The sequence below is a fragment of the Kribbella sp. CA-253562 genome, assembly GCF_050942265.1.
In the GTDB taxonomy this organism is placed as follows: Bacteria; Actinomycetota; Actinomycetes; order Propionibacteriales; family Kribbellaceae; genus Kribbella.
Genome location: NZ_CP192049.1, coordinates 1,427,257 through 1,439,314 on the forward strand (window position 1 = coordinate 1,427,257; position 12,058 = coordinate 1,439,314).

Below are 12,058 nucleotides of genomic sequence, written 5' to 3' on the forward strand. Positions count from 1 at the left end.
GCCGACGAGCCGCCCGGAGGAGAACCCCGGACGCCCCGTCGGCAACCGTCCTACTGCGCCTGACGCAAGGTGATCGTCACCTGCCGCGTACCCGACGGCAGACCGACCTTGCCGGCGGCCTGATCGACCGTCGCCCCCTTGACCGACACGCTTGCCACGTTGTTCCGCAGCGCCGGCAGTTCGACGCTGTACCCCTTCACGTCACGGACGTCGCCGCTCAGGTGGATCGACACCCGGTTGCCGGAGGTCGTCATCCGGTAGCCGATCCGGCCGCCGTCGGTGACCGGGTAGCGGTTGAGCGCGACCTTCTGGCCGCCGCGGAGCCACTCGTTCGGCACCCCGCGACCGATGATCACGGTGCCGTCGGCCTTCTCCGCGATCAGCGAGTCGAACAGCACCTTCGTCGCCGTGGACTGGCCCCACATGTGCTGGTTCGAGCCGCCACCGCCGCGCGCGTGGTCGATGTCCCACGGCGAGCTCGCGCTCGGGTAGTCGACACCCTCCCACCAGCCGAACGGGCCGCTCATCGTCTTGTCGATCATGTACTGGTACGCCTTGATGCCCAGGTCGCGGTACTGCTCACCGCGCAGCGCGGCGCTGCCGTACCCGGCGTTGTAGGCGCTGGAGTAGTAGCCGTGCGGATAGCCGCCGAAGTTGTAGATCGACTCCGACACGTCCTTGCGGCGTTCGAACCCGTGCGTGTAGGTGTCGTCGATCTTGTCGAACATCGTGCCGGCCTGCTGCGCGCCGAACAGGTAGCCGTCCCAGGCCCACCGGCCGAACAGGAACATCGAGGCCCAGTTCGCGTCCCGCGGATCCTTGCGCGGTCCGGTCTCGTTGGGCTCGATCATCGAGATCGGCAGGTAGTCGAGGTCGTGCTCGCGCATCGTCTGCTCGATCCGGGCCGTCGCCACCCGCAGCAGGTCGTCGTACTCGGCCTTCGCCCAGGCGGCTTCCGCGGTCTCGCCGAGCGCCGTGGCCAGGTACCGGTACGTCGTGAGGCCGGCCAGCGCGGACCAGTTGTCGATCGTCCAGTAGCCGAGCGAGTCGATCGCGAAGGTCTGCTTGATGATCCCGGTGCCGCCGTCGATCCGGTCGGTCTCGACCATGTGGGTGTTCTTCTTGATCGTCTCGAACTGCTGGCGGATGAAGGCCTTGTCACCGGTGCGCTGCAGGTAGAGCGCATACGGCCAGCTGTACTTCCACTTGGCGTCGTCGTACTGGAGCTGGGCCGGCAGCGTCGCGAGGTAGTCGCGGGCGTAGCTGAAGTCGCCGATCGTCAGCAACGTGGCGACGATGCCGATCGTGTCGTGGTCGAACATCTCGTCGTAGCCGTTCTCGCCGACGTGCAGCCGCTTCTGGCCGTTGATGTCGTCACGGATGATCAGCGTGTAGATGTAGCCGGCCTTGTAGGCGTCGACGAGGCGCTTGTCCGGCAGCTCGGTGATGTCGGCGATCGCCGACAGCCGCGAGTTCCAGTAGTCGCGCATGTGGGCGTAGTGCTGGTCGTACCCACCGAGTTGCCGCAGCTGTCCGGCCGTCGGCCACTCGTACGTCGCGCCGAAGCGATCGGCGGCGACCGCGTAGTCGCGCACGATGGTCTGGCCGGCGCCGATCGTCGTCACCGCGGGATCGGCCGCGGCGTTGAGCGGCGTCAGCAGGCTCGACACCCGCGGCAGGCGGGTCTGCGCCGCCGTCGTGTTGGTGACGGTCATCCGCGAGTAGGCGATCTCGAAACGGTTGCCGCCGACAACGACAAGGTCGGCGAAGTTCTGCACCTTCACCGTCAGGCCGTCCTTGGCGTACTCGCTGACGAACGCCGGCAGATAGCCCTCGGCGTTGTACCACTTGATCTTGCCCGGGATGTTCGCGACGCCGAACGTGATCATCGCGTCGCCCCGGCTGCGCAGCCGGTAGCTGCCGTCGATGAACGCGATCGGCGCGTTGAGATCCCCTCCCAGCCGAACGACGAGGTGAGGCCTGGGTTCGTCACGCTGGTGTACTCGGCGCCGGCCGCGGACGCGACGGCGTCGTCGTACGCGGCGCGGAGCAGGAGGTAGGCCAGGCGCAGGTCGTCGCGCTGCGCCGTGGTGTCGGCGAGGGTGGACTGCGCGGACGCAACCTCTCCGGTCAGTTGCCGCTGCGCGGAATCGCTGGCGTTGGTGAGATCGGCCGCCGCGATCCGGTCGAGCAGGGACGTCGTCAGCTTGCGGTAACCGTCGGCGGAGGAGTCCGCGAGCGTCACACCCGCCAGCGTCACGTTGCCGGACTCGTGCGTCTTGCGGTTCAGTTGCGTGCTGACCCGGGCCGAGTCGCCGACGCCGAGCGCGAGCTCGAACAGGCGGGTGACCGATGCGCCGGTGCTGACCAGGTCCGAGCTCACGAACGACGGGGTCGATGCGCCGTTCAGGTACACCGAGACCGTGGCCGAAGCGCGCCAGGCGCCGGAGACGAACCGGATCGTGCGCGGGTTCGCCGCCGCGGGCACCGTCAGGTCGTAGCCGTAGGCCGCGATCAGGTCGACGCCGACCAGGTCAGGATTGGTGCCGTCGGCAAAGAAGATGCCGCCGTGGCGGGTGGCCGGCTGGGTCGCGGTCGGCGTCCCGTTGGTCCACGAGTAGCTCACCGGGTTGTCGTTCTGCGTGCCGATCTCGGCGCCGGCCTGCCGGTTGGCGACCGCGAGCCGTGCCGTCCCGTCCGGTACGCCGGCCCGCCGGTTGATCGTCGGTCCGTCCAGGTGCAGCCAGTCGTCCGGCCCGTCGGCGGTCAGGTCCAGCGCCGCCGGCGCCGCGGTCGCGGTGAAGCTCGGGTCGGAGCCGATCGGCGAGAGCGCCGCGGCGGACAACGAGACGTTGCCGTTCGCCGTGAGCTTCTCGGTGAACTTCGTGGTGACAACGACCCCTTCACCAGGACGGATCGTCACCGTGTAGTGCTTGACCGCCGCGCTGTCGCTCGCGCCGATCGAGGTCGTGTACGGCGTACCGGTGCCGTCGGCCGCGGCGATCGTGACCGAGCCGCGCGCCTGCCAGATCCCACCCACGACGACGAGCCGGCGGGCCGAGTCGGCGGCCGGGACCGTGATCCGGTAGCCGGCGTCGTGGGCCGTGGTCGGGCCGACGGTGGTGTCGTCGTAGTGGAAGACGCCACCGGTGGTGACGCCGGAGGTCGAGGGGGTGGAGGTGCCGTCGGACCAGCGGAACGACAACGGGCTGTCGCCGAGCGAGGTGCGCCCGGCGGCGGGGTTGAGATCGTCCACGGTGATCGACGGCGGCACGGCGGCTTTGCGCTCGATCCGGTCGCCGGTCACGTGGACCCAGTCCTGCGCGCCGTACGTGGTCAGGTCCATCACGCCGGCGGCGGCGCTGCCGCTCGGCAGGTTCTCCGTGGTCACGGCGAACGGGTTGGCGGGCGGCGGCGCAGCTGGTGCCGAGGGCAACGACATCGCCGTCGGCAGCAGCAGCGCACCGGCGATGACGGCTGCGAGCAGCCTGGGTCCGGGCCTCATCTTGTGTCCCTTCACGAGGGTGTTCCGGTGGACGGCGGGCAGCGAACCGGGCGGGTCGCTGTCCGGGGCGGTACTACGGCGTGGGGGTCCGGGGGCCGGGCAGGCTGGAACCCCGGACGATCAGTTCCGGCTGCAGCAGCACGTGCTGCGGTTCACGGGGGTCGCCCGCGATCAGGTTCTCCACGGCCTGGATCAGTTGCCGGCCGACCACGTCGATCGGCTGGCGCAGTGTGGTCAGTCCGGGGCTGACCAGCGCGGCGGTGGGCGAGTCGTCGAAGCCGGTCACCGCCACCTCGGCGCCCGGCCGCAGTCCCCGCTCGTGCAGGGCCCGCAGTACGCCAAGTGCGAGCGTGTCGGAGGCGCAGACGAGCGCGGTGGCGGGCTGCGGCGCGTCGAGCATCCGGTGTGCGGCCTGGCGGCCGTCCTCGAGCGTGTCCAGGACCGCCGCTTCGAGGTCGGTCCGGAGCCCGCGGTCGCCGCACGCCTCGCGCCAGCCGGCCCGGCGTTCCTGCCCGATCTCGGATTCGGCCGGCCAGCCGATGTGGCCGATCCGCTGGTGGCCCTGGGCGGCGACGTGCTCGGTCGCGGCGCGGGTGCCCGCCCGGCCGTCGACGTCGACCCAGGCCAGCGAGTCGTCGCCGTCCCAGGACCGGCCGAAGGTCGCGAACGGGACGCCCCAGGACCGCAGCGCCGCGACGCGGTCGTCGTTGCGATGGGTCTCGGCCAGCACGAAGGCATCGACCGGCGTCTTCTTCAGCAGGTTGCGATAGGCCTTGATCTCCTCGGCCGAGCCGTCACCTTCGGCATGGCACAGGATCAGGTGGTAGCCGGCCGCGACTGCCGAGCGGTTCAGCGCGTACAGGAACTCGTCCATCAGCAGCGACGCCTTGTCCGGCCGCGACGGCCTGACCTTGAAGGCGATCAGGTGCGAGCTCCGGTTGCGCAGCGCCCGCGCGGACAGATTCGGCTCGTAGCCGAGCTCGGCGACGGTGGCGAGGATCCGTTCCAGCGTCGCGGGTGCGAGGCGGTCGGGGTTGTTGAGCGCGTTGGAGACCGACTGGGCCGAGACGCCGGCCCGCTGCGCCACCTGGCTGAGCGTCACGTGACCGTGCGGCACAGGACCCCTGCTGGTGGGCTGGGGGCTCATCGGCGCCTCCGTCGATCGGGTATTAACGTTAAAGTCCGGCTCACGCTACTGGCCCTGCCGGAGCTCGGCAAGAGCCTGAAGAGCGGAGATCGCAGGCTTTTAACGCTAGAAACTCAGAGCTGCAGGAGACCGCGCAATGTGGTGAGCGTGGCGTGGCCGGCGGTGAGCAGGGCCAGGTCGGTCCCGTCCTCGGCGCGTTCACGGTTCTCCCGGACCGACGTCCGCAGGAAGTCGTCACCGGATTCGGCCACCGCCATCTGGACCTGACCGAAGGCGGCCAGCGTCGCCTCGGCCAGGCCGACGATCTCGTCCGCGGGGCGGTCCGGCACGTTCAGGTTGAGTACCGCGCCGTCGGCGAGTTCGTCCAGCTGCGGCAGCACTTCAGCGACGTACTTGGCGGCGGTGGCCCAGTGGCGTGACTCGTCGGAGGTCTCGTCCAGCACGGCCAGCGCGTTGCCGCCGCGGCTCGCGTCCAGCGGCGAGAGCACGTCGAGCGACGCCGCGAGCGCCGGCAGCCCGTACGCCGCGGCGGTGAAGGCCGCGCCCACGGTCCCGGAGTGGAGGACCGCCCGGCCCGCGTTCGCGCCCCGGTTGATCCCGGCGAGGACGGCGTCAGGGCCCGGCCCGAAGGCGTCGAGGGTCGCGAGCACCACGATGTAGGCAGGCGACGCGGCCACCCCGTACGCGGGGACGTCCTCGAGGCCGGCCAGCGTCTTGCGGCGTACCAGGAGCTTGCCGTCGTCGCCGGTGTAGGCGCTCAGTGCGGCACTGGCGCCGCTCGCCTCCTCGGCGGGCGCCGCGACCACCACGTCGTAGCCCGCTTCGACTGCGGCCCCGGCCAGTGCGCGCAGGCCTGGCGCGTCGATGCCGTCGTCGTTGGTGATCAGCACGCGGCGGCTCATGAGCCCTCCAGCGGTTCGAGTCGGACCCGGCCGGCCAGTTCGCTGATCGCGTCGGCCCGGCCGGTGCCGAGGCCGTGCCGGGTCACGTTCAGCGCGCCGGCCGCGGCGCCGGTCCGGATCGCCTCGTGCAGTTCTCCACCCCGCGCCAGTACGGCGACCACGCCGGCGGTCATCGAGTCGCCGGCGCCGTGGTGGTCCCGCACGCTCAGCTCGGGCATGTGAACCTGCAGCACCTCGCCGTCGACGAAGGCCACCGCGGGCTTCTCCGCGCGGCTGATCACCACCGTCTCCACGCCTCGGTCCGCGAGTTCGCGGACCGCCTTCACGATGCCTTGGTCACCGGCCGACTCGTCCGCCAGGCCGTCGGCGTACAGCTCCTCGTCGCTGACCTTGAGGAACGTCAGCCCGGCGTCCAGGACCGCGTCCAGGTGTTCGCCGCTGAGGTCGGCGGCGACCTTGGCGCCGTTGCGCTGCAGGTCGGTGCCGAGCCGGCGATAGGTGTCGGGCGAGACCATCGACGGGTCGGCGACGCCGCTCAGCACACAAAGGCCGGCCTTGAGTCCCTCCGACAGCGCCAGCGCGTAGAGCTCGTCGCAGTCGTGCCGGCCCAGTGGCGCACCGGCGTGTTGCGAGATCTCCTGGCGCTCGTCGCCGCGCCGGTCGTGCACGTACCAGCCGCTGTCGGACCGGCGCCGGATCGCCTTCAGATCCACGCCTTCCTGCTCGATCAGCGTGGTCAGCACGTGGCCGACCTCGCCGTCGCCGAGCACGGCGCAGAACGTCACGTCGGCGCCGAGCGACGAGATCATCCGGGCCTGCCAGATCGCCTGGCCGCCGGCGTGCAGGTGCAGCTCGGGTTCGTCCCCGACCTGCTCGATCGTCACGGTCAGCTGCGGCGCCGGTGCGAACACCATCACCTGCCCACCCATGGCTCTCCTTCCGCGGGGGCCCTGCCAGTACCCAGTCCGGCCGCCCGGAATGCGAACCCTTCTCGCTAACGACAATCATTTCGGTTAAGGTGTGCGGGTCCGGCCGGGCGGCGGCCCAGAACGCCCGGGGACCTGAGTCGGAGGAGAGCCGTGAACCGAAACGAGCTGGTCGCCGGGGTGGCGGCGAAGGCGGGCATCCCGCGCAACCAGGCCGAGAAGGTGCTCGACGCGCTGGGCGACGTCGTCACCGAAGCCGTGCACAAGGGCGACAAGGTCTCGCTGACCGGCCTGCTGAGCATCGAGCGGGTGATGCGCGCGCCGCGCACCGGCCGCAACCCGCAGACCGGCGAGCCGCTGTCGATCCCGGCCGGCTACTCCGTCCGCCTGTCGTGCGGCAGCCGGCTGAAGGCCGCCGCACGAGGCGATCTGCGCACTGTCACGCAGTAGTGATCAGCGGTGCACGGCCGTCACCCAGTACGGCGTGGTGGCGGTCGGCGGCGTGGTGAACCGGGCGTTCGGCAGGTAGATCCGCGAGCCGAAGAACGCCGCCGTGGTCGGTACGTCGAAGTCCGGGCTGGTGATCTCACGGACCAGCCGCCCGCGCGTCCCGGACCGGTTCAGGTCGAGTACGGCGATCTTGTTCAGCCGGTTCTGCACGACGTACAGGATGTCGCCGGAGCGCAGCAGGCCGTCGCCGTTGGTCATCACCGCGCCGCCGAGGTCGATCTTGCGGGTCACCCCGGTGCGCGGGTCGACCTTGAACAGGAACCCGGTCGCGGACTGCACGATGATCAGGGCCCGGCGGTCCGGGGTCAGCGCGATCCCGTTGCCGTTGTTGTTCTCCGGGTCGTGCACGTAGTCGCCCCTGAGCGGGATCGTGGTGACCGCCGACTGCGGCGCGAGCTTGCCGTGCGGGCCGAACGGGACCTTGTAGATCACCGGCCGGCGCGAGTCGGTGAAGTACGCGGCGCCGCGGCCGAGGATCACGTCGTTCACGAACGTCGGGGTCGCGGTGGTGAAGGTGTAGCTGGCCAGCACCGCGCCGGTCCGGGTGTCGATCACGCGGCCGTTGCCGCCGGCCGCGCCGGCCACGAACAGCCGGCCGCGCCGATCGACCTTCATCCCGAGGGACGCGGTGCCCGGACCCTGGCTGATCACGCGGCCCTTGCCGGTGCGCAGGTCGGCCGCGTAGATGTCGCCGTCGACGCGGGAGCCGAAGTAGGCCTTGCCGCGGGCGATCGCGATGCCCTCGGGCTGGAAGCCGTTCGGCAGGTCGAAGTGCTTGGGGTACGCCGCGTGGCTGGTACCCGTCGTGCCGGTGGACGCCGCGGTGGCGGTCCCGGCGCTGGTCAGGAGCAGGGTGGACACGGTGGCCGCCGCGACGAACGCGCGGCGGGACAACAGGCGGGACATGAGCTGGATGACCTCCTGGTCGGTGATCTGGCCGGCCCGATCGCCCCCGAGAAGCCGACGATGTGCTCTCGACCGTAGACAACGGAACACAGGACGCAAGGGTTCAATCCACCGGGTACTGTCGCCAGCACAGCAAACCTTCTCGAGTCGCCGGACGACGGTCCGCCGGCCGCGCACGCAGGGGAGTTCGATGACCTCAGGGATCGACATTTCGGACCTGTCCGACACCGTCCGGCCGCAGGACGACCTGTACCTGTACGCCAACGGCCCGTGGCTGGACGCGCACGAGATCCCCGCCGACAAGGCGATCTACGGCGCGTTCCACGCCCTGGCCGACAGCGCCGAGCAGAGCGTCCGGCAGCTCGTCGAGCAGACCCTGACCGCCGGGCACCCGGAGGGCAGCGAGGCCCGCAAGATCGCCGACCTGTACGGCAGCTTCATGGACGAGGAGACGATCGAGCGGCTCGGTGCCGGCCCGATCGCCGACCAGCTGGCCCTGGCCGCCGCGATCGAGAACCGCGCCGACCTGGTCGCCGCACTCGGCACGCTCGAGCTCCAGGGCGTCGGCGGCGTCTTCCGGTACGGCGTGGACATCGACGCCAAGCAGTCCGACCAGTACGTCGTGTACGTGACGCAGGGCGGGATCAGCCTGCCCGACGAGTCGTACTACCGCGAGGACTCCTTCGCCGAGCAGCGGACGGCCTACGTCGCGCACGTGGCCCGGATGCTCGAGCTGGCCGGGCTCGCCGATCCCGAAGGTGCCGCCGAGCGGGTGCTCGCGCTGGAGACCCGGCTCGCGGCCGGCCACTGGGACCGGGTGAAGACGCGCGACGTCACCGCGACGTACAACAAGCTCAGCCGGCCGGAGCTCGAGGCGCTGACGCCCGGCTTCGACTGGTCGGCCTGGATGGCGAACGCCGGCGTACCGGACAACGCCTTCGACCAGGTCGTCGTCCAGCAGCCGGACTATCTCACCGTCGCCGCGGAGGCGCTGCAGGAGATCGAGCTGGAGCACTGGAAGGAGTGGCTCGGCTGGCGGATCGTGCACGCCGCGGCGCCGCTGCTGAGCTCGGTGTTCGTCAAGGAGAACTTCGAGTTCTACGGCCGGACGCTGACCGGTGCGCCGGAGCTGCGCGAGCGGTGGAAGCGCGGTTTGGGCGTGGTCGAGTCCGCGCTGGGCGAGGCAGTGGCGCAGCTGTACGTCGCGGAGTTCTTCCCGCCGGCCGCGAAGGCCCGGATGGTCGACCTGGTCGCCAACCTGGTCGAGGCCTACCGGCAGCGGATCACGGCGCTGGAGTGGATGGGTCCGGAGACCCGGCAGCGGGCGCTGGACAAGCTCGGCAAGTTCACCCCGAAGATCGGCTACCCGGACAAGTGGCGCGACTACAGCGCGCTGGAGATCGTCGCCGGCGACCTGGTCGGCAACGTCCGGCGCTCGATCGCGGTCGAGACCGAGCGGGACCTGGCCCGACTGGGCAAGCCGGTGGACCGCGACGAGTGGCTGATGACGCCGCAGACGGTGAACGCCTACTACAACCCGCGGGCCAACGAGATCGTCTTCCCGGCCGCGATCCTGCGGCCGCCGTTCTTCGCGCTGGACTCCGACGACGCGCTGAACTACGGCGCGATCGGCGCGGTGATCGGGCACGAGATCGGCCACGGCTTCGACGACCAGGGCTCCAAGTACGACGGCGACGGCAACATCAGCGACTGGTGGACCGACGCCGACCGGGCCGCCTTCGAGCTGCGGGCCAACCGCCTGGTCGAGCAGTACGACGCGCTTGAGCCGACCGGCGGCGACGGCCAGAAGGTGAACGGCAAGCTCACTCTCGGCGAGAACATCGGCGACCTCGGCGGCCTGTCGATCGCCTACACCGCCTACGAGATCTCGCTGAACGGCGCCGAGCCGCCGGTGGTGGACGGACTGACCGGGCCGCAGCGGTTCTTCGTGGCCTGGGGCAAGGCGTGGTCGACCAAAACCCGGCCGGCCGAGGTGGTCCGGCGGCTGGCGATCGACCCGCACTCGCCGCCGGAGTTCCGCTGCAACGCCGTCGTCCGCAACATCGACGCGTTCCACGCCGCCTTCGGCGTGAGCCCGGACGACGCGATGTGGCTGCCGGAGGAGGAGCGCGTCCGGATCTGGTGACCTGACGGCGAAGGCCCCACCACTGATCAGTGGTGGGGCCTTGTTGTCGGCGGGTCAGCTCATCCAGTTCTGGATCTCGTCGATTTCGCGCGGCATGGCGGCCGACAGGTTTTCCGTGCCGTCGTCGGTGATCAGGATGTCGTCCTCGATCCGGATCCCGATCCCGCGCAGGTCCTCCGGCACGGTCAGGTCCTCGGCCTGGAAGTACAGGCCGGGCTCGACGGTCAGCACGTAGCCCGTCTTCAGGTCGCCGCGGTACTGCTCGTTGCGGGCCGCGGCGCAGTCGTGCACGTCGATGCCGAGCATGTGGCTGACACCGTGCAGCGTGTAGCGCTGGTAGATCACGGTCTCGAGGGCCTCGTCGACGCTCACCGGGAGCAGCTCCATCGCGTCCAGGCCGTTCACGATCACCTCCATCGCGGCCTTGTGCCCGGACGCGAACGGTACGCCGGGCCGCAGCGCCGCGATGCCGGCGTTCTGCGCGTCGAGCACGAGCTGGTAGAGCTCACGCTGGCGCGGGGTGAACTCGCCGTTCACCGGCAGCGTGCGGGTGATGTCGGCGGTGTACAGGTTGCGGTTCTCCACGCCCATGTCGAGCAGCATCAGGGTGCCGTCGGTGACCGGGCCGTCGTTCTCGATCCAGTGCAGGGTGGTCGCGTGCGACCCCGCGGCGGCGATCGAGGTGTAGCCGACGTCGTTGCCCTCCGCGCGGGCGCGGCGCCAGAACGTGCCCTCGATCCAGCGTTCGCCGTACTTGCGGACCTGGTCCATCTCGGCCAGTACGTCGGAGAAGCCGCGGTGGGTGATCGCGCAGGCCTCGCGCAGCTGCTCGAGCTCGAACGGGTCCTTGACCAGCCGCAGCTCCGACAGCGTCGCCGCCAGCTCCTGGTCGCGGTCGGCGTCGACCTTCAGGCCGCTCAGCTGGGCGCTCAGCGAGCTGTCCTCGCCACGCCGGACCCGGGTCGGGACGTCGCCCTTCAGCGCGTTCGCGAGCTGGTCGACGTGCCGGGTCTCCAGGCCGAACTCCTTGGCCGTCTCGGTCAGCGACGGACGGCGGCCGGCCCACAGCTCGCCGTACATCCGGTCGCGCCAGAACTCCTCGCCCTGGCTGCGCTCCGAGCGCGGGCGGAAGTAGAGCACCGAGTCGTGGCCGCTGCCGTTCGGCTCCAGCACCAGGACGGCGTCGGAGGTCTGGTCGCCGGCCAGCCAGACGTAGTCGGTGTGCGGGCGGAAGACGTAGTCGGTGTCGTTCGAGCGGACCTTGTAGGTGCCGGCCGGGATCACCAGCCGCTCGCCCGGGAAGGCCTGGGACAGGGCCGCGCGGCGCTTCTCGGTCCAGGCGGCGACGTCACGCAGGCTCGCGTCGGTGCGCTCGATGTCACCCCAGCCGGAGTTCATGAACGCGCGCAGCTTGTCCTGCGGCTCGCTGTCGTGGGTGGCCGTCTTCGGCGCGGCCTGCGTGCCCTGCTCGGCGGCCGGGTCGATCGCCGGGCCGGTGGGTTCCGCGGGAGCCTGCTCGGTGCTCTGGGTCATCGTCGACCAGTCCTCGTCTCAACGCTGGGTATGGATCTCGTCACCGCGGAGCGTGCCGCTGTCCGGCAGCGCCTCGGCGGGGTCGGAGCCGATGCGGGTGATCGCGTTCCGCCCGTCCACGAAGACTACGCGCGGCGAGAAGGCCTTCGCCTCCTCGTCCTCGAACTGCCCGTACGCGATCAGGATCACCAGGTCGCCGGGATGGATCAGGTGCGCGGCCGCGCCGTTGATCCCGACCACCCCCGAGCGGCGCGGCCCGGCGATCAGGTACGTCGACAGCCGGTTCCCGTTGGTGATGTCGACGATGTCGACCTTCTCCCCGGGCAGCAGGTCCGCCGCCGCCATCAGCTCGGCGTCCAGCGTGCAGGACCCGACGTAGTCCAGGTCCGCCTGGGTGACGGTGGCCCGGTGCACCTTCGACTTCATCATCTCGCGCAGCATGGCGCTCATCATCCAGGCCGCCTCGAGGGGTGTCAGTGGCCA

Annotated in this window: 10 protein-coding genes; 2 read left to right on the top strand and 8 right to left on the bottom strand. The window is 70.6% G+C overall.

Annotated elements, in window-relative coordinates; all coding sequences use genetic code 11:
• Positions 1-50: 50 nt before the first annotated feature.
• The 5 genes from ACQPXM_RS06915 to ACQPXM_RS06935 form a co-directional block, all read right to left on the bottom strand.
• Positions 51-1,889: a hypothetical protein gene (locus ACQPXM_RS06915; protein WP_432945946.1), complete on the bottom strand. Its 1,839-nt coding sequence runs from the start codon at positions 1,887-1,889 to the stop codon at positions 51-53.
• On the bottom strand, positions 1,886-3,505 hold the full coding sequence (locus ACQPXM_RS06920) for a hypothetical protein (protein ID WP_432945948.1): 1,620 nt from the start codon (positions 3,503-3,505) through the stop codon (positions 1,886-1,888). The genes ACQPXM_RS06915 and ACQPXM_RS06920 overlap by 4 nt, the downstream gene beginning before the upstream one ends.
• A 73-nt stretch (positions 3,506-3,578) precedes the next feature.
• Complete coding sequence (locus tag ACQPXM_RS06925) at positions 3,579-4,652, bottom strand: LacI family DNA-binding transcriptional regulator (RefSeq protein ID WP_432945950.1); 1,074 nt, start codon at positions 4,650-4,652, stop codon at positions 3,579-3,581.
• 113 nt (positions 4,653-4,765) lie between these two features.
• On the bottom strand, positions 4,766-5,554 hold the full coding sequence (gene surE / locus ACQPXM_RS06930; protein ID WP_432945952.1) for a 5'/3'-nucleotidase SurE: 789 nt from the start codon (positions 5,552-5,554) through the stop codon (positions 4,766-4,768).
• Positions 5,551-6,483 carry a 1-phosphofructokinase family hexose kinase gene (locus ACQPXM_RS06935; RefSeq protein ID WP_432945954.1) on the bottom strand — a complete coding sequence of 311 codons (933 nt, stop codon included), beginning with the start codon at positions 6,481-6,483 and terminating at the stop codon, positions 5,551-5,553. The genes surE and ACQPXM_RS06935 overlap by 4 nt, the downstream gene beginning before the upstream one ends.
• A 150-nt stretch (positions 6,484-6,633) precedes the next feature.
• On the opposite strand from ACQPXM_RS06935, the gene ACQPXM_RS06940 reads away from it, so the two are divergent.
• The gene (locus ACQPXM_RS06940) at positions 6,634-6,930 is read left to right on the top strand and encodes an HU family DNA-binding protein (RefSeq protein WP_432945956.1); all 297 of its coding nucleotides are present in this window, start codon (positions 6,634-6,636) and stop codon (positions 6,928-6,930) included.
• A 3-nt stretch (positions 6,931-6,933) separates the two neighbouring features.
• Here ACQPXM_RS06940 and ACQPXM_RS06945 read toward each other — a convergent pair whose 3' ends face one another.
• Positions 6,934-7,896, bottom strand: a complete 963-nt coding sequence (locus tag ACQPXM_RS06945) for an SMP-30/gluconolactonase/LRE family protein (RefSeq protein WP_432945958.1) — start codon at positions 7,894-7,896, stop codon at positions 6,934-6,936.
• Positions 7,897-8,086: 190 nt separating this feature from the next.
• Here ACQPXM_RS06945 and ACQPXM_RS06950 point away from each other — a divergent pair, with 190 nt between their 5' ends.
• Positions 8,087-10,042, top strand: coding sequence for a M13 family metallopeptidase (locus ACQPXM_RS06950; RefSeq protein WP_432945960.1), 1,956 nt, complete (start codon positions 8,087-8,089; stop codon positions 10,040-10,042).
• 54 nt (positions 10,043-10,096) lie between these two features.
• On the opposite strand, the gene ACQPXM_RS06955 is transcribed toward ACQPXM_RS06950, so the two are convergent.
• Both ACQPXM_RS06955 and panD read right to left on the bottom strand, forming a co-directional pair.
• A complete protein-coding gene (locus ACQPXM_RS06955; protein WP_432945962.1) occupies positions 10,097-11,575 on the bottom strand; it encodes an aminopeptidase P family protein in 1,479 nt (492 codons plus the stop codon).
• 18 nt (positions 11,576-11,593) lie between these two features.
• Entirely contained in the window at positions 11,594-12,016 is a 423-nt protein-coding gene (panD, locus tag ACQPXM_RS06960; protein ID WP_432950960.1) for an aspartate 1-decarboxylase, read from the bottom strand.
• Between the last annotated feature and the right edge of the window lie 42 nt (positions 12,017-12,058).